The following is a 17793-nucleotide window of genomic DNA, read 5'->3' as shown; positions in this document are numbered from 1 at the left end:
CTAGTGCACCTTGCGCTGCTGGTCCGTCCAGTATTTGTCGCGCACTTGCCTGCGCAACACCTTGCCGATCACCGTCATCGGGAGCTGGTCGACGATGGTCACTGTCTTCGGCGCCTTGTAGCCGATGCGCTCCTTGCAGAAGGCGATGAACTCGGCGGCATCGGCGCAGTGCCCTTCCTTGAGCACCACTTCGGCGTGCACGGACTCGCCCCATTCGGCATGGGGCACGCCCACCGCCGCCGACATCAGTACGGCGGGGTGCGCGTTGAGCGCCGCTTCCACCTCGATGGCGTAGACGTTGAAGCCGCCACTGATGATCATGTCCTTCTTGCGATCGACGATGTACACGTAGCGGTCTTCGTCGATGTAGCCCAGGTCGCCGGACTTCCAGAAGCCGTCCTGGAATTCGGCGGCGGTTGCCTCGGGATTCTTGTAGTAGCCCTTGATCACGCCCGGCCCGCGGATCCAGAGTTCGCCGGTCTCGCCGGCCGGCAGCTCGTGGCCTTCGTCGTCCATCACGACGATTTCGGTTTCCGGCAGCGCGATGCCGGTGGAACTCAGGGGGCGGTTGCTCTCGCCAGGGGCGCGCAGGTGCTCCGCCTTGCTCAGCACGGCCACCGGTGCCAGCGCTTCGCTGCTGCCGTAGGCCTGGATGAAGATATTGCCGAACTTCTCCTGCAGCAGCGCGAGCTTGGCCGGACTCATCGGCGCCGCGGCATAGAGGATCGTGCGCAGGCTCGACAGATCGAATTGCTCGTGCAGGCCGAATTCCAGGAAGCGGTAGAGGATGGTCGGCACGAGATGGCTGGACGTGATCCGCTCGTTCTGGATATTGGCGCAGAACTGCCTGAGGTCCGACGCATTCATGGTGACATGGCAGCCGCCCTTGAAGGCAAGGGTCGTCGCGTACGCCGCTGACCCGTGGCTCAGCGGCGTGATGCTCAGGTGGCGCGCGTCATAGCTGAACATGTCGTCCGGCATCGAGTAGAAGTAGCGGTGCAAGGCCAGCCAGTTGTTCAGGCTGTACATGCAGCACTTGCCCCTGCCAGTGGTGCCGCCGGTGAAGCGCAGGAGCAGCGGTTCGTCCGCGTCGATTTCGATATGCGGCTCCGTGTCCGACACGCCCTCCAGCAGTTCCCAGAAACAGGACACGCCATCGCGCGGCGTGGCGGGCGGATCCATGCACACGATGCGGATGCCGCGCTGGCGCAGCATGTCGTAGTACTTGTCCAGCAGCGCGGTTTCGAGGAATACCACCTTGGGCTCGACCCAGTCGATCTGCCAGAGGTGCTCGTCGAAGGTGTCCCGGAAGTTGCACCATGCCGCCTTCACGTCCGCCTTGGCCAGCGTGCAGAAGGTCAGCAGGCTCATGTTGTCGTTGTCGAGAATGGTCAGGTAGATGTCGCCCGACATAAGGTTGAGCCGCTCCTTGATCATGCGGGCTATCCGGTTGGTAAGCCGGTGCAGTTCTAGGTGCGTATAGCGGCGGTTGCGCTCGACATTGACCAGGGCTTCGCGCTGCCCGAACCGCGAGGCGGCATCGAGCGACCATCTCGAGAAATCGATCTTCATCCTTGTCTCCTTTATGTGCTGTGCTTGCCTGGGTCAGCCCAGGTCATCAGATGCCACGGAACGCCGGCGGGCGCTTTTCGCTGTAGGCAGCGAGACCCTCGCGAAAGTCATGGGAGCGCGTGTGCTGCTGGCAGGCCAACAGCTCGTCGCGCAGTGCTGCCTCCTGCGAGAGGTCGACCGACCGGCCTGCCACCTCCTTCATGCGGCGCAGCACAAGGCTGCTCTTGGCCGCCATCCGCTCGGCCATGGCCGCCACGGCCGGAAGCAGTTCCTCATCGGCGACCACCTCGTTGAGCAGCCCCCAGGCCTGCATCCGGGCGGCGTCGGCAAGGTCGCCGGTAAACAGCAGCTGCTTGGCGCGGCTGAGGCCGACTCGGCGCGGCAGCACCGCCGCGCCGCCGCCGCCAGGAAACACGCCGAAGTTGGCATGGCCGTCGCCGATCCTGGCGCCCGCCGCGCCGATCAGGATGTCGCAGCACATTGCCAGCTCCAGGCCGCCCGCGACGGTCAGCCCGTTGATCGCCGCGATGACCGGTTTGGGCATGTTGCGCAGCAGCGAAAGCGTGGCAAGGGTGCGGTCGGCGAAATTGGGCTCGCCCGGAGCCACTTCAAGGCCGGCGAGCAGCGCCTTGAGATCGGCGCCGGCGCAGAACGCCCGCCCGGCCCCGGTCAGCACCAGTACGGCCTGGCCGGCATCGGCCTGCACTGCGGTGAGCGCATCCTGAAGCTCTTCAAGCATGCGCAGGTTCACCGCATTGAGTTCGGCCGGGCGATTCAGCGTGATCCACGCGACCGGGCCTCGCCGTTCGTAGATAATGGTTTCGTAATGCACTGTACTGTCTCCTTGCAGGCTGGCAAGCTGGCGGCAATGCTGCGCGCCCGGGCGGCCCGGCCAGTGGCGGGCTCCGGCGCTCGCAGCCCGTCCGCTGGGCATGGCTCAATGATGGGTCGCGCGCCGGGTGGGCGCACCACACTTATCGGGTGCTGGCCGGGTGTTTTACCGGGTGGCAGGCATGGCGTCTGAGCCGCGCGCATGAGGCCCGCCCGGCGGCGGCCGCTTAGACGTGCCAGAGCACTTCCGATAAGATGCCGTTCGCATATCAGCAGGAGACCCTCGCTTGGCCCCTGATCGCCTTCTTATTCCCACCAAGTTCGCGCCACCGCGCATCAGCCCGCAGTCCACGCTGCGGACCAAACTGCTGGCGCGACTGCGGGATGCGCGCGACAGCGGGCTGACGCTGGTGTGCGGCAGCGCCGGCTTCGGCAAGACGACCTTGCTGGCCCAGTGGCGCCAGCAGCTGCTGAAGGACGGCGAACTGGTCTGCTGGCTGTCCCTGTCGCCGGACGAACGGCTGCTGCCCCAGTTCCGCGCCTACCTGACCGGCGCACTGCAGCAGGCAGGGCTGCCCGTCGATGATGGGACCGCTTTTGCCTCGGAGGTGCGGGCCGACCTGCCAGTTGCGGGACTGGTCGCCACCATCGTTGACGCGGTGTGCCAGCAGGGCCAGGACGTGTTCCTGTTCATCGACGACTACCATCACGTTGATGACAGCGACACGCACGCGCTGATCCAGGGCCTCGTGGACCACGGGCCCGAGACCCTGCACCTGATCCTGGCCTCGCGAACCCACCCGCCGCTTGCCGTCCACCGCCAGCGCCTGACCGGCGAGCTGGCGGAGATCGCCTTCCCCGACCTGCCCTTCGATTTCGCGGAGACACAGGACTTCCTGGCCAAGCACCTCGGCGAAGTGGTGCCTGACGATGCGCGCCTGATCCACGACATCACCGACGGCTGGCCGGTCTGCCTGCAGATGATCTGCATCCGGCTCAAGCGCAGCCCGGCCAACCGGGCCGTGCTGTCCCAGTTGCTGCATCGCCGCACCGATCTGCAGCGCTATCTCTCGGAAGACGTGGTGCGCCATCTGGCGCCCGACGTGGCCGATTTCATCGAGAAGCTCTCGTTCTGCCGCCGCTTCAATGCCGAACTGGCGCGGCGCGTCACGGGCAATGCACAGGCTCCGGTGCTGCTTGAGCAGATCGAGCGCGACAACCTCTTCCTGCTGCCGGTCGAGTTGGACAGCCCCCAGCCGTGGTACCGCCTGCATCCCCTGTTCGCCAGCTTCCTCCAGGACCGGCTGCAGCAGCGCGATCCGGCATTGGTACAAGAGATCCATGCAAGGGCCAGCCAGTGGTTCGAGCAACAGGGCCTGCTGATTGAAGCGCTGCGGCACGCCTATCACGCGAACGACACCGAGGCGGCCGTGCACCTGGTCGAGCGGGCTGACCTGCCGATCCGCAGCATGAGTTTCATCAGCACGCTGCAACACTGGACGGATGAACTTCCGGCCGAGGTGCTGCTGGGCCATCCCCGGCTGCTGCTCCTCGGTTGCTGGGCGCTGGTGGCCGCGGGCCGCTGGCGCGACGCGCAGGGCTGGCTCGAGCGGCTGGAGCGGCCGCACGGCACACTGGCGCCTGAGCACGCCTTGCACGCGCTCTACCTGCGAGCCAGCATCGCGCTGCAGCGCGACGACACCGAGGCCGCATTGGCCCTGGTAGCGCCATCAGACTTCGAGAGCCTAAGCGACCGCTTCCTGCGCCAGGCACATCTGGCAGTGCTCAGTTTTTCCTATTGCGCGGCCGGGCGCTACGAGGACGCGCGGGCGCTCCATGGGCACATCGCGCGGCTGCCACGCTCCGAGCTTCAGGACGAGATGGCCCTGGTGGCCGAATCCACCCTGCTGCTCAGCCACCTGCTGGCGGGCAACAATCGCGAGGCCATCCGCACCGGCAGCGCCCTGGTGGCGCGCGCGGAGGCGGCGCATGGCCGGCGTTCGGTGTCTGCCGTCAATAGCGCGGCATTCCTCGCCAACGCCTATTACGAGGCCGACTTGCTGGCCGAGGCCAACGAGGTGCTGGCCAACCGCCTGGATTTGCTGCGCCTCTCCTCGCCTGAGCCGATGACACTGGCCATCATCGTGCGCAGCCGCCTGATGGCGGCACAGGCCTCCCCAGAAGAAGGACTGCGCGCGCTGGACGAGGAGGAAGCCCGCTGCCGCGAACTGGGGCTGGACCGGCCATTGGCCTACGTCCTTGCCGGCAAAGCCCGCTTGCAGCTCCAGCTGAACCGCCAGGACGAAGCCCGGCAGCTGCAGGCCGCACTCGACCAGCTGGCCGTGCGTCACCGGAATGCCGCCGGTTTTCTCGCCGAGATCGAGGCGATCGCAGCCCTGGCCGGCGCCCGGCTGGCGCTGGCGAGCATGGACTGGACGAATGCCATGGCGCGGGCCGAAACGCTGCGCGGCTATGGCGTTACGTTCGGGCGCCAGAAATGCGTGGTGCAGGCCGACCTCCTGTCGGGCACCGCTCTCGCCGAAATGGGCGAAACCACCGAAGCCATGCATCGCCTGAACGCTGCGGTCGAGTCAGCGCAGAGGCTGGGGCTGGTTCGCACGCTGCTCGACGAAGGCGAGCGTGTGCGGCAGGCCCTGCTGCAACTGCAGCTCACGCTTGGCCCGGGCTGCGCCGGCGACTATCTGGCCGAGGTCCTGCGCCGCAGCATCGGGGCGCATGTGCCGCTTCAGCAGTCCGACGATGCGGGTGCGCAGGCCAACGGCCCGGCGCTCAAGCCACGTGAGGTCGAAATCCTGCGGCTGGCCGCGCAGTCGATGTCGAACAAGCGCATCGCCCTGACCCTCAACCTCACGCTGGACACGGTGAAGTGGAACATGAAGAACGTGTTCGAGAAACTGGGGGTGCCAAGCCGTTATGACGCGGTAATCGCCGCGCGCAAGCGCGGCCTGATCGACTGACGGCGCGATCGCTCCGGCGCCCGCCGAACACCCGGAAAGTGTGGTGACATCACGGTAGGGGGCGTCCCAGAATCGCCTGCCATTCACGGGCGCATCACGGACGATGCAGCACAGGAGACATCATGGCCCAGGAACAAACGGAATTCCCCCCTTCGGCAAGGCTGCCTGGCGACGAGGAGCGGCTGATGCTCCAGGAGAGCCTGCGCCGCCTGCTGGCGCGGCACTGGCCTGCCGAGCGGGCCGTGGAGCATGCGGCGGACCAGCAGGCACTGGCCTCGATCTGGCGAGTGCTGGCCGAGCAAGGCCTGACCAGTCTGGGCAGCAACCCGCAAGAAGGCGGCTTGCGCGAGATCGCTGTGGCGCTGGAAGAACTCGGCCGCGTCGCCTGCCCGGCACCGCTGATCGGCGCCGCACTCGCCAATCTCGCCCTGTCGACGCATCTGCCCGAGGAACCTGCACCAGGCGAGGCAGCAGCGCTGCTGGGCGCACTGCATCGCGGCGATGCCAGCGTGAGCTTCGCCTTCGGCAGCTTTGACGGTGACGCGCAAGCAGGCTGTGTGCGGTTCGCCAAGGGCACGCTGCACGGGCGAACTGCCTTTGTCGAGGCAGCGAGCCATGCCACCCACCTGCTCGTGCTGGCAGAGCCGGGGCCGGTACTGGCCATCGTGCCGTGCGGTGCGGCCGGCCTGACCGTGACGGAAACCTCGGGACTGGCGGTGCCGCCCTTGGCGACGGTGAGTTTCGATCGCGTGGCCGCGGCGGCGTTGCAGCTCCCGCCCGGGCTGGCCGAGGACCTGCGCCGGATCGGCGGGCTTGCGCTGCTGGCGCGCGCGCTCGGCGCCGCCCGGCAAGGGTTCGACATGGCTGTGGCTTACGCCAAGGAACGTCAGCAGTTCGGGCAGCCAATCGGTCGCTTCCAGGCGATACAGCACAAGCTGGCCAACTGCCTGATGGCGCTGGAGGCCGCACGGCTGATGCTCCAGAACGCAGCCAGCACGCATGACCTCGGCTCGGAGAACTGGCGGATCCTCGGCGCGGCTGCGCGCGCCTTCGCCGGGCCCGCGGTGCGTCAGGTATCGCTCGAAACGCATCACACTCTCGGCGCCATCGGTTACTCAGAGGAACATGAGGCACCGCGGCACTTCCGGCGCACGCATGCGGATCTGGCGCGCCACGGCGGCGTACGGCAGGCGCGCGAGGAGCTCGCCCGGGCGCTGCTCGACCAGGGCGCGACCCTTCCCGAGTACGATCTCGGCCCGGCCGGCAATGCATTCCGCGATGAGGTACGGGCCTGGCTAAAGGAGAACTGGTCCAGCGCTTCTCGCAAGCGAGAACATGACCATGCCTATGAGGAATGGGGCTACGACACGCAGTTCACCAGGCTGTTGGGCCGCAAGGGCTGGAACACCATGAGCTGGCCCAGGGAGTATGGTGGCCAGGGACGCACGCCCTACGAGCAGCTTGCCTTCATGGAAGAGATCCAGCAAGCCGGCGCGCCCATGGGCGGCCGCGGCGACATCCAGGCGCATGCGCTGATGGCTTTCGGCACGGATGAGCAAAAGGCCGAGTTCCTGCCCAGGCTCGCGCGCGGTGAGATCACCTTCTGCCTCGGCTACAGCGAACCTGGGTCGGGCTCTGACCTCGCATCCATGCAGACTACCGCCATGCGCGACGGGGACGAGTGGGTCATCAACGGCCAGAAGATCTGGACCACAGCCGCCGAAAAGGCGGACTACATGTGGCTGGCCGCGCGCACCGACCGGAACGCGGCACGGCCGCACGCCGGCATCAGCATCTTCATCGTCCCGATGAACAGCCCTGGCCTCACGGTCATACCGTCGATGGCGATGTACGGACACACGTTCTGCCAGGAGTTCCTGGACAATGTCCGCGTGCCTGCCAGCGCGCTGGTCGGAAAGGTCAATGACGGCTGGACGATCGTGACATCGGCGCTTGCAACCGAGCGCATGATGATGGGAAGCTTCATCGCCAATGCCCGCTCGGAATTCGAACGACTGGTTCGCTGCGTCTGTAGCAAGACGGTGTTCGACGGCGCGCTGGCCGATGACGGTGCGGTCCGCGATCGCATCGGCGCGCTGGCGGCGGAGGTGGAAGCCGGACGGCAGTTGTTTATGAACAGCATCGCCCTGGCCGAGCAAGGCAGGGTCCCCGTTCATGAAGCGGCCATGAGCAAAGCCTACATGGGCGAGTTGATGGAGCGTCTGGGCCAGACGGCCCTCGACATCCTCGGCACCGGGGCAACCTTGTCCGAGGACGCCGAAGGCGCGGTCGCCCGGGGCAAGTTCGAACAGTTGCTGCGTTATGCGATTTTGACCGTCATCGGTGGTGGCACGGCCGAGATCCAGCGCAACCTGATTGCCCAGCGTGGGCTGGGATTGCCTCGTTGAGGAATGCCATGGTTGCCACCCTGAAGCGCCAAGAAGATCACAAGAGGCGCCCGCCTCATGCCGCGCACATCACAAGGCAGACCACCGCAACGGCGGTGCCGGCGCAGCGTCCACCCCGCCAGCTGCGCAGTGAAGAGACACTTGCCAAGATGATCCTGGCCGGACGCGACCTGATCGAGCAGCACGGAAATTTTGATCTCGTCCTGATCAGCGATGTCATCCGCATTGCAGGGACCTCTATCGGCGCGTTCTACGGCCGCTTCAAGGACAAGGACGCCTTCATTGCATCTGTATTGGACGCCGCCTTTGCGGAAATGCGGGCCGGGGCGAACATAGGTCTCCCGAACGACGCGGCCTCCGTGGAGCAAGGTACGGCATCGGAATTCGCCGCTCGCATCGTCCGGTACTACGTCGACATGTGTCGCCGGAACCATGGCATGTTCAAAGCCGTGCTGCGCCACTTTGCCGCGCGCAACCCGGACTTAAACCCGATGCGCTGTCTGGACCGCCACATCCAGAGCTTGGTCGCGCCAGCCCTCGCGAAGAAGATGCAGGCCCAAGCCAAGGCCGGTTCTGAGTCAGAAGTCCGCATCGGCATGCAGATGGTCGTGGGCACGCTCTATCTCAGCCTGCTGATCGACCCGGGGCCGTTGCGCGTTGACGGGGATCTGATTGAAACCAAGCTGACGGCGATGATGCATAGGTTCTTGCTCTTGACCTAATTTGCACTTGGCCAGTTTCGTTGAGCTTCCCTCTTTTTTTCGCCTTCCAGCCGCAGGTTATCCGGCCCTTGAGCCAGAAAGCGCAGTGCGTCGAGGTTGGGGTCATCGTACTTTTTCAGTAAAATCTGGCGGTCCAGCCCTGAAAACGCTTTCGAATCAGGCACTTGAAAAATCAGCGATCACGCGGGGCTGGATAACCCGTGAGGCGTTGCTGCAAGCGGCATTCCGGCTCGTTGGCGCCAGATTTCGCAAAAAGTACGATGACCCCAAGAAACAGAGACCGCGCCAAACCGGGGGCTGACTAAGCGGCAAGGCGGTGGTCTTCTTCTCCGGCGATGGAGGGATACCAGCGTTCAACGTAAGACCGGAGCTGGTTATTGAGCACGGCGGTCCGGATTTGCAGCAGGTTGTGCGCGTGCCGAGGCCGCCAGGCCATCTGCTGCCGTTTGACGAATCGCTTGCTGACCACCTGGTTGACGGCCGACTCGACAAAACCTGATGCAATGGGCTCCCCATGCCGATAGCGGTCACCGTAGTTCACGATGAAGTGCCGGTTGTTGTCGAGGTAGACAATGAACTCCTCGAGCTTACCGAGGAGTTTGGCCTCTTCGGGGCTGCCCTCAGCGTCCAGATCCCAGCCGAGGCTTTCCAGTCGGCGCAACGCCGGATGGGGGCAGCCGTGCCACAGGTGCCACTTGGCGCCATGCAGCGCCTTGATCAAGGCTGCGTTGCTGGGACCGTCACAGTGTGCCGGCCGACCCTTGATCATCTGCTCGAGGTTCTGTACCCGCATGGCGATGTGGAACCAATCGAGAACGTACTCACCGCGGTCACCAAAGCCGAGTTGGGCAAACCGTACGGTATCCCCGCCGTCCGACAGGAAGGTAACCGGCTTACTAGGTTGCACACCTTCTCGTAGCAGGAAGTTCCACATACGATCGGCCGGTCGGCGCTCCAACTTGTGCACGTAGGCAAAACTATGCCCGCCATCCTGATCCCGCAGGGACTTCCCGACGATCACTTCAAACCAGCCGTCCTGCCGGCGCCGGTGGCCGGCCAGCCGAAGGTAGCCGCCGTCAATGCCGACGGCGCGGACCGGACTGGGCTCCGGGATCTCGGGCGAGCGGCCGCTCGCCGCCACCTCCGCCTGCTGCCGGGCGTCGGTGGCCTGTTCCGCTTCCAGCCTGCGACCGAGCGTGGTGACCTGGCGCCGGATCGAGCTGGCTGCCAGCACATGATCGAGCGGCAACACCTCTTGCAGGACGTTGACGGTCAGACCATACGACATCAACGCTGCAAACTTGACCTCGAGATACTGCAGCGTTTTGGCGCATATTGAATCGTGACTGGCACCGTTTGCAGGTCAAGGGTACTCTGCCCTTCCCTATACTGGACGCCCGGATTCAGCAGAGAATGGCCCGGACTGGGCGCGTTGATGAGTAGCCAATGACACGCAACCAAACCTTTTCCTTGAGCATCGGCTGGCAGACCCTACTGAAGGACTTTGGCGTTCAAGCCAGTCATGTGCTGCGTAGGGCTGGGCTGCCAGAAGACCTGCTTTCCCGTGAAGGGCATGGGCTCACCACTGACGAGTATTTCCGTTTCTGGCGTGCGCTGGAAATGGAGGCCGGCGACGTGATGTTCCCCTTGCGCATCGCCGAGACCGTCTCGGCTGAGTCCTTCGATCCGCCCCTGTTCGCTGCCCTGTGCAGTGCTACCCTGATGCAGGCGGTCCAGCGCCTGGCCAAGTACAAGCAACTCGTGGCGCCCATGAGCCTGGAGGTCGAGGTAGGCAAACTGGGCGAACTGACAGTGTCGCCGCGCTGGCTGTCCGTGCAGACCGACGTCCCTTACTCATTGCAAGTAGCCGAACTCGCGTTCTTCTTGCGACTCGCCCGGCTTGCGACCCGCGAGACCGTCAAGGCGCTTCGCGTGGTACTCCCCGAACTCCCGCCCAGCGCCTACGCTCGCCGTTACGAGGCCTTCTTTGGCACGCCCGTCCAACATGGGGCGAGTCCAAGCATCACCTTTGCCGCTGCAGACGCCTTGCGACCGTTCCTTACAGTCAACAAAGGCATGTGGCGCGTGTTCGAGCCCGCCCTGCGCCAGAGGCTCAGCGAACTGGATGCCATGGCGGCGACGGCGGAACGCGTGCGCGCGGTTTTGCTGGAGCTGCTGCCCAGCAATTCGGCCACCATTGAACGGGCCGCCGAGCGCTTGGGCATGAGCAAACGCACGCTGCAGCGTCGCCTCGAAGATGAGGGGGAAAATTTTCGCGCGTTGGTCAGCAGTACGCGGGAGAGTCTGGCGCGTCACTATCTGCAGAACACATCCATGTCCGGCGGCGAGATCGCCTTCCTGCTCGGCTTCGAAGAACCCAATTCCTTCTATCGCGCATTCCACGATTGGACAGGTCAGACACCTGACAGTATCCGTCATGCCATGCGTCTGAACTGATGGATACTGTCATCTCCATGCTTGCTGATCAACGAAGGGTGCTGCTCTCGGGTGCGACCGGGCTTGTCGGTGGCCTCATGCTTGAGGTCTTGCTTGCCGATAGCACGGTTTCAGAGGTGCATGCGCTGAGCCGCCGGGCCTTGAACATCAGACACCCTAAGCTCCAGGTCCACATCGTCGACTTCCGCCGATTGCCCGCGCTGCCCCCGGCCGACGAGGTCTATTTGGCGCTCGGCACGACCATCAAGGTGGCAGGCAGCCAGGCGGCGTTTCGCGCCGTCGATCTGGACGCCAATCTGGCGCTGGCCAGGGGCGCAGTCGCTGCGGGAGTCCAACGCGTGGGTCTGGTCAGCGCGGTGGGCGCCAACGCGCAATCCTCCATGTTCTACAACCGCGTCAAAGGAGAGCTGGAGGATGCGCTGAAGGCGATGCGTCTCAACGCGCTGGTGATGGCCCAGCCCTCTTTGCTGCTGGACAACCGGGATGGCTTGCAGCAGCCTCCGCGGATCGGCGAGAAGCTCGCGATTCCGATAGCGAAATTGCTCGCACCCATCCTTCCCGGGGTCTACCGGCCGGTGCGCGCACGTGCGGTGGCGCAGGCGCTGGTGAACACCGTGCCAACGGCCAAGGGGGTAGTCGTGCTGGCTTCCGATATGCTCGACAGAATCGGAGGCAAGCTGGTGACCGAGACGTCCTACCGATGAAGCGCATGCGGCGTCGCTTGTTTCCCCTACTATTTTCAGCCAGCCTTCTGGCAGCATGCGCGGGCACGCCCGACCGATCCGTGGGCTTCGGCGGCGCGTGGCTGGTGGATGGCGCGTTGCAGACGCAGGCGGCGACCCCTGTCTCCGACAGGAGCGCAATGCCGCCCCGGATTGCTATCGCGCTGGGGGGCGGAGGCCTGCGCGGCTATGCGCACATCGGGGTGCTGCAGGCGCTGAAGGACGCCGGCATTCATCCCGATCTGGTCGTCGGAACTTCGATCGGGTCGATCATCGGCGCCGCATACGCCTCGGGTGCGTCCCCAGACCAGCTCTGGCAACAGGCCAGCTCCATGCGTGTGAGATCCTTGGTCGATGTCACGCTCAGTGGACCGGGATTCGTGAAAGGCGAGGCCCTGGCGCACTGGGGGAATATCCTGGTCGGGCAACAGACGATCGAACATTTTCCAGTGCAGTTCGCCGCGGTGTCGACGGACATCGAACGCTCACTGCCCTACGTAATCACCCGCGGGGATGCCGGCGAGGCGCTGCGGGCGTCGGCGGCGATCCCGGGCGTATTTTTGCCGGTGCAGTCCACCGGCCACGTTTTCGTCGACGGCGGCGTCACCTCGTTGGTGCCCGTCTACGCAGCCCGCGCACTGGGCGCCGATGTGGTCATCGCCGTGGACATCTACTGTCATGGTCCTCGATACCCGTCGAATTCTGCGGTGTCGATGTTGCTGCGAGTGTCCCAGATGCAGAGCTGTCAGCTGTCCCTACCGGAAGCGGCATCGGCCGATGTGTTGATCGCGCCGGCGATTACGCCTGCCGGTATCGATGACGCCGAGGGCCGGGAGACGGCCAGGCGGCTCGGATACGAGGCCGTGGCCGCTGCGCTGCCGGCGCTGCGGGCTACCATGCGGCGCCATGGCGCCGCGGACTAGGCCGCCAGGCAGACTCCTTTTCGGTGCGCCTCGATGTTCAAACCTGCTGGTGCGATTTCGTACCATCGCATGGCTGAAGACACGACGGCGAGGCGCCTCCCGAGAAGCGCGGATCAGGCGAACTCGATGTGCTTGCGCAGCGGCAACTCCCGAATGCGCTGGCCCGTAGCCGCAAAGATGGCGTTGGCGAGTGCCGGCGCGGCGGGCGGGACCGTCGGCTCGCCTATGCCATGGATTTTCGACCCGTTAGTCAACGCGCGGACCTCGATCTTCGGTACCTGGTAGAGCTTCAGGCTCTCGTAGGCTGTGAAGTTCGACTGCCTTGGCCGGTGACCCTGGTAGGTCAACTCGCCATGGATGGCGTGGCCAAGACCCCAGATGATGCCGCCTGTGGCTTGGGCTTCGAAGTTGCGGGGATCCAGCACTTTGCCGACTTCCATCGCCACAAACACCTTGTCAATTCTGATGCCTTTGCTTGTCTTCGTGACCTCGATGACCTGCGCCACCGGCACCCCGAATGCCATGCAAAAGGCGACGCCGCGGCCCCTGTTCGCTTCGGTTTTCGGCCCGTTCCATCCCGACATCTGCCCCACCGCTTCGAGCACTTTGCGTGACAGGTCGTGGTGACAAAGCCGAATGCGCTCTTCGAGGGGATCGGCGCCCGCAGCGTGGATTAGCTCATCTAGAAATCCATCATGAAAGAAGGCGCTGCCAGAGGCGCCCACGGACCGCCATGAACTCACGGGGACCGTTTCCGGCGCGCGGTAGCCTGACACACGGTAATGCGGGATTGCAAACGGCTGGTCCCAGGCGCCAGCGATTATGCTCTGGTCGGGCCCGGGTGGCGCCCCCATGAGGCGCCCCAGCCACGACGCAGCGACCGAGGATGACGCGATCGACAGATCGTAGACCTCAACGTGACCGTCCTTGATGGCACCGAGCCCCCGAGCAATCCCCGCCGGCCGCGGGTAGTCGTGCGACATGTCCTCTTCACGTGACCAAGTCAGCTTGACCGGTGTGCCCTTCACGGCCATGGCCAGTTCGACCGCCTGCAAGACGTGTGTGTCCTCCAGCCGATGGCCAAAGCTGCCGCCCATCGGCAACCCATGGACGAGCACCTTCTCCTTGGCCAGGCCGGTCAGCTTCGCGGCGTGCTCCTGCACGAAGCCGGGAATCTGCGTGCCGGTCCAGATTTCGCAGCGATCGTCCATGACGCGCACGACGGCATTCATGGGCTCCATCGGCGCATGCGCGAGATAGGGCACCCGGTACTCGGCCTCGATAACGTGGCCAGTGCGCAAGGCTTTGTCAACGTCTCCATCATTGCGCGGGCGCGAGTCGCGTCGCTTATCGGTAAAGCTGTCCGCCAGGCTTTTCCAGAGTTCAGCCTGGTCGCCGGGATAGTTGGCAGCTGCCCACTCGATGTCTATCGCATTGACGGCCTGGAACGCGCGCCAGGTGTTGTCAGCGATGACGCCAACGCCGGAGCGGATCGGCACGATCTTCTTGATGCCACGCATCTTCTCTGCCTTGGTGGCGTCGAAGCGCTTGACCGGCGCGCCGATGCCGGGGTTTGCGCGTACGCTCGCGTAGACCATGCCTTCAACAGCGAAGTCGATTCCGTACACCTCTGTGCCCGTGCACTTGCGCATCATGTCGACCCGAGGCACGGCTTTGCCCAGATAGCGCCACTGCGACTCGGACCGAAGCGGGATTCCGCGCACGGGCTCGAGCGTGGCCGCAGCCGCGGCCAGCTGCGTGTAGGCGATGCGCTTGCCATCAGGCAGGATCACGTGCCCATCTTCGGTCTTGAGCTGGTCGCGAGGCACGCCACTTTGGCGTGCCGCCGCTTCCTTCAGCGTTTCGCGCGCCACGGCGCCGGCCGTACGGAGCTTGACGAAGGCATCTCTCACGGTTGACGAACCGCCCGTCACCTGCATCCCCAGCAACTTGGCCGGTGCCTCCATGGAGGCGCGCATGCGCTCAGCCAGCCAGCTATCGTCGTACGATGGCTTCGGCGCGGCTTCTTCCAACACTGCGCCGTTGTAGTAGGCCGCATCTGGGAGGCCCGGGCTCAGGCGTACCTTCAAGGGGTCGACGTCGAGCTCTTCAGCCAGCAGATAGGCCTGCACAGAGTAGGCGCCTTGTCCTTTGTCACCGCGCGGCGTGATCAGCGTGATGCCATTGGCGTCAATTTTCACATAAGGTGTAATGGCGGCCTCGCCGCTGGACAGTTCATGGAGCAGCGGATTGGGCAGCTCGCGCTTGAACTTGTAGATGCCGAATGCCACGCCGCCGGCAAGTGCTGCCGAGCCAATCAAGAACGTGCGACGTGTAATGGTGGCTACGCGTCCCATGATCACACTCCCTTCAGCAACTTGGCGGCGGTCTTGGTCGCCTCGCGGATACGTGGGTAGGTGCCGCAGCGGCACAGATTGGCCGACATGGCGTCATCAATCTGTTTGTCCGTGGGCGCAGGCGTTGCGGCGAGGAACGCCGCCGCCGTCATCATCTGGCCTGCCTGGCAATAGCCGCACTGTGCGACTTGATGCTCAATCCAGGCCCGCTGCACCGCATGAAGCGCATCTGGCTGGCCCAGGCCCTCGATCGTCACAACCGGTCCCGACACCGCCCCGACAGGCATCGAGCACGATCGGACTGGCGTGCCATTCATGTGTACCGTGCAGGCGCCGCAGTAGCCGACTCCGCAACCGTACTTGGGCCCGGTAATGCGCAATTCGTCCCGCAATGCCCAAAGGAGGGGCATCTCGGGTTCCACGTCGAACGCGTAGTCGCGGCCATTGACGTTCAGGTTCATCTTTGCATCCTTAGAGTTTGGAGGGCGATGTTTCTCGATCGGGTCGGGAGAGGCCGTGTGGCCGCAGCCCAGGAGAAGGAACTGTGCAGTCGCAAAGAACATTCCTTGGCGACGCCTCCCGCTGGCGCTGTGGGGCTTTGACATCATCGTCAAACACATTTAAAGCTCAGCCGCAATGAACTGGAGTCTCCGACCCGAAGCCGACTTGAGCAGTCGACGGTAAATACTTCCGGGCAATATCAGTGACAAGCGAATTTCCCAGCCGCAGATTTTCTGCGCCAGATCGCATAGGGTCCCGGCCGGAACGCGTTCGACTGTGGATACCAATCTTGAGCCAGGGGAAGCGCCAAGTGTCTAGCGGACCGCGCCAAAATAACAGCGAATTACGCCAAATAGGAGGAGACCTGGCTGTTGCCACCGACGAGTTGATTGCCGAACTGGCGCGTTACCGCCGCGCCCTCTACCGTTACCGAATGCAACCGCGCCGCGGACTACTGCCCAGAGGCGGATCGCTGCGGCCGGCGTTTCTTACTCGGCCCCCCAAGCCCAGCCCCTCCATCGACAAAACGGAGCCCATCACCATGAATGACGTCATCATCATCGGAGGCAGCTTTGCCGGCCTCGCCGCCGCACTGCAGCTCGGCCGTGCCCGCCGCAAGGTCACCGTTCTCGATACCGGCCTGCCGCGCAATCGCTTCGCCGGCCACTCGCATGGCGTGCTCGGCCACGACCACAGCCCGCCGCTGGGCATCCTGGCCGAGGCGCGGCAGCAGCTGGCGCGCTATCCCACAATCAAACTGGTCAGTGCCCGAGCCGAGAGCGTCTCCGGCGCCATCGACGATTTCTCCGTCCTCACTGGCGATGGTGAAAGCCTCAGGGCGCGCCGCCTGATCCTGAGCTATGGCGTTGTCGACCAGATGCCCGCTGTTCCGGGGTATGTCGAAAGCTGGGGCACATACATTGTGCCTTGCCCCTATTGCGATGGCTTTGAAGTCGCTGGCCAGCATTGGGGTCTCGTCTGGTCCGGCCCGCAGTCGATTAATCAGGTCAGGCTGTTCCACGATTGGACCGACAGGTTGACGGTCTTCGCCGATGGTCACGACATTGCACCCGATACCCGGGCCGATCTGGCGCGCCGCAACGCACCTGTCGTTGATGGCCGGATTACCGAAATCGTCCGTCACGGAGGTCGTAATGCCACGGTAAAACTCGATAGCGCCCCCGATGTCGCGGTCGACATTCTGTTCGCGCATCCGCGTACCAAGCCGTCCGCAAGCCTGCATGAATCACTCGGCCTCGCCACGGACAATACGCCAACCGGCATCGCCCTCAAGGTGGACGAGCGCCGCGAAACCAGTATGCCCGGCATCTACGCCGCCGGCGACCTCGCCAACCCCGGATTGCCCTCGGTCACCACGGCATCATGGCAGGGCGCAACGGCCGGCATCTCCGCCCAGCAGTCCATGCTGGCTTGAGTGCAAGCAGCATCGATCACGCCATTTTCAATTTCACAGTAGACGGGAGCGCCACCATGGCTGACCTAAAGCCGCAAGACCGTAAATTCAAACCGCTAGACGATAGATTCCCGCTTGAACGCCAACTCGGCATCGCGGCGGCGCCAGTCGTGCTCATCAACCTCTTCACGCTCGATTACGCCGACGAAGCGGGCTTCCTGGACGTTTTCAAGGCGGCTGCCGAGATCATAACGAAGCAACCGGGCTTCATTTCCATGCAACTGCATCGAGCGATCGGCGATAGCCCGACTTACCTGAACTATGTGGTGTGGGAATCCACCGAGACGGTCCGCGCCGGCCTCACCCATCCCGAGTTCGTCGCGAAGCTTTCGGCCTATCCGTCATCCGTCGTAGGCAGCCCGCACCTGTTCCAGAAGGTCGCCGTCCCCGGCTTCTGCACAGCCTGACTCCGAAATGGCGACTTGGATATGAAGGGCATTTCGGTCTGGGGCCGCCCACAAGTGTCCAACACCAATCGTGGGCATTTGCTGCTTCCACAACAAATCATCATCGTTCTGCTCGACGTCCGTTCCTGCTGCAAGAGGGTGGAATTTCTGTTCTGAGGAATCCCGGCCACCACGGCTGTTTGGCATGTGCCGCATGTTCCTTCGCGGCATGAATACGGAGCATCTATTCCAGCTTCTTTCCAGCGATGTGGAAATCCCCTCTGTAAACAGACCTTAGGGCAGGGGGATTGCAGGCATCGGGCACCGGCTTCTTAAGGCTGTGTCGATCGCGTGTTGCAGGTAAGGGGTCGCCCATGCCTCCGCGGTTCGTGCCGCGTGCGCTGGCGTCCCAGGCAGCGGTCGGTGATGATCGGGGGCGCGGCGTAGATCACAATGACGCGT

Annotated in this window: 14 protein-coding genes and 1 pseudogene; 8 read left to right on the top strand and 7 right to left on the bottom strand. The window is 64.3% G+C overall.

Translation table 11 applies throughout. From position 1 onward, the window contains the following. Positions 1-1572 carry a class I adenylate-forming enzyme family protein gene (locus tag CNE_RS32510; RefSeq protein WP_013958989.1) on the bottom strand — a complete coding sequence of 524 codons (1572 nt, stop codon included), beginning with the start codon at positions 1570-1572 and terminating at the stop codon, positions 1-3. Between the two features lie 46 nt (positions 1573-1618). Beyond that, positions 1619-2404 carry an enoyl-CoA hydratase/isomerase family protein gene (locus CNE_RS32505; RefSeq protein ID WP_013958988.1) on the bottom strand — a complete coding sequence of 262 codons (786 nt, stop codon included), beginning with the start codon at positions 2402-2404 and terminating at the stop codon, positions 1619-1621. A 286-nt stretch (positions 2405-2690) separates the two neighbouring features. Here CNE_RS32505 and CNE_RS32500 point away from each other — a divergent pair, with 286 nt between their 5' ends. From CNE_RS32500 to CNE_RS32490, 3 genes are all read left to right on the top strand, one after another. Further along, positions 2691-5381, top strand: a complete 2691-nt coding sequence (locus CNE_RS32500) for a helix-turn-helix transcriptional regulator (protein WP_013958987.1) — start codon at positions 2691-2693, stop codon at positions 5379-5381. 122 nt (positions 5382-5503) lie between these two features. Next, the gene (locus CNE_RS32495; protein WP_013958986.1) at positions 5504-7789 is read left to right on the top strand and encodes an acyl-CoA dehydrogenase; all 2286 of its coding nucleotides are present in this window, start codon (positions 5504-5506) and stop codon (positions 7787-7789) included. An 8-nt stretch (positions 7790-7797) separates the two neighbouring features. Then, entirely contained in the window at positions 7798-8511 is a 714-nt protein-coding gene (locus CNE_RS32490; RefSeq protein ID WP_013958985.1) for a TetR/AcrR family transcriptional regulator, read from the top strand. Here the strand turns inward: CNE_RS32490 and CNE_RS41600 are convergent. Together CNE_RS41600 and CNE_RS32485 are read right to left on the bottom strand one after the other, a co-directional pair. Further along, the gene (locus CNE_RS41600; protein ID WP_013958984.1) at positions 8508-8675 is read right to left on the bottom strand and encodes a hypothetical protein; all 168 of its coding nucleotides are present in this window, start codon (positions 8673-8675) and stop codon (positions 8508-8510) included. The genes CNE_RS32490 and CNE_RS41600 overlap by 4 nt on opposite strands. Positions 8676-8812: 137 nt before the next feature. Next, positions 8813-9832, bottom strand: a pseudogene (locus CNE_RS32485) (ISKra4 family transposase); the annotation flags it as partial. A 125-nt stretch (positions 9833-9957) separates the two neighbouring features. On the opposite strand from CNE_RS32485, the gene CNE_RS32480 reads away from it, so the two are divergent. From CNE_RS32480 to CNE_RS32470, 3 genes are read left to right on the top strand one after another with little or no spacing between them, the layout of a single operon-like run. Next, on the top strand, positions 9958-10968 hold the full coding sequence (locus tag CNE_RS32480) for an AraC family transcriptional regulator (protein ID WP_013958982.1): 1011 nt from the start codon (positions 9958-9960) through the stop codon (positions 10966-10968). Continuing rightward, positions 10968-11672 carry an NAD(P)H-binding protein gene (locus CNE_RS32475; protein ID WP_013958981.1) on the top strand — a complete coding sequence of 235 codons (705 nt, stop codon included), beginning with the start codon at positions 10968-10970 and terminating at the stop codon, positions 11670-11672. Before CNE_RS32480 ends, CNE_RS32475 begins: the two co-directional genes overlap by 1 nt. Next, complete coding sequence (locus CNE_RS32470; RefSeq protein WP_013958980.1) at positions 11669-12613, top strand: patatin-like phospholipase family protein; 945 nt, start codon at positions 11669-11671, stop codon at positions 12611-12613. The genes CNE_RS32475 and CNE_RS32470 overlap by 4 nt, the downstream gene beginning before the upstream one ends. 113 nt (positions 12614-12726) lie before the next feature. Here the strand turns inward: CNE_RS32470 and CNE_RS32465 are convergent, their stop codons facing one another. Beyond that, complete coding sequence (locus CNE_RS32465; protein ID WP_013958979.1) at positions 12727-14970, bottom strand: xanthine dehydrogenase family protein molybdopterin-binding subunit; 2244 nt, start codon at positions 14968-14970, stop codon at positions 12727-12729. Between the two features lie 2 nt (positions 14971-14972). Further along, positions 14973-15431: a (2Fe-2S)-binding protein gene (locus CNE_RS32460; protein WP_041229216.1), complete on the bottom strand. Its 459-nt coding sequence runs from the start codon at positions 15429-15431 to the stop codon at positions 14973-14975. A gap of 581 nt (positions 15432-16012) precedes the next feature. On the opposite strand from CNE_RS32460, the gene CNE_RS32455 reads away from it, so the two are divergent. Both CNE_RS32455 and CNE_RS32450 read left to right on the top strand, forming a co-directional pair. Then, on the top strand, positions 16013-16906 hold the full coding sequence (locus CNE_RS32455; RefSeq protein ID WP_041229020.1) for an NAD(P)/FAD-dependent oxidoreductase: 894 nt from the start codon (positions 16013-16015) through the stop codon (positions 16904-16906). A 56-nt stretch (positions 16907-16962) separates the two neighbouring features. After that, positions 16963-17352, top strand: coding sequence for an antibiotic biosynthesis monooxygenase family protein (locus CNE_RS32450; RefSeq protein WP_013958976.1), 390 nt, complete (start codon positions 16963-16965; stop codon positions 17350-17352). Here the strand turns inward: CNE_RS32450 and CNE_RS39885 are convergent. Continuing rightward, positions 17280-17579 (bottom strand): 2Fe-2S iron-sulfur cluster-binding protein, encoded by a 300-nt coding sequence (locus CNE_RS39885; RefSeq protein ID WP_238553237.1) that lies wholly within the window; start codon positions 17577-17579, stop codon positions 17280-17282. The genes CNE_RS32450 and CNE_RS39885 overlap by 73 nt on opposite strands. Positions 17580-17793 lie beyond the last annotated feature (214 nt).

The sequence above is a fragment of the Cupriavidus necator N-1 genome (assembly GCF_000219215.1).
Taxonomy (GTDB): domain Bacteria; phylum Pseudomonadota; class Gammaproteobacteria; order Burkholderiales; family Burkholderiaceae; genus Cupriavidus; species Cupriavidus necator.
The sequence above is the reverse complement of the archived record's forward strand: the minus strand, read 5'-3'. Positions and strand labels throughout refer to the sequence as shown.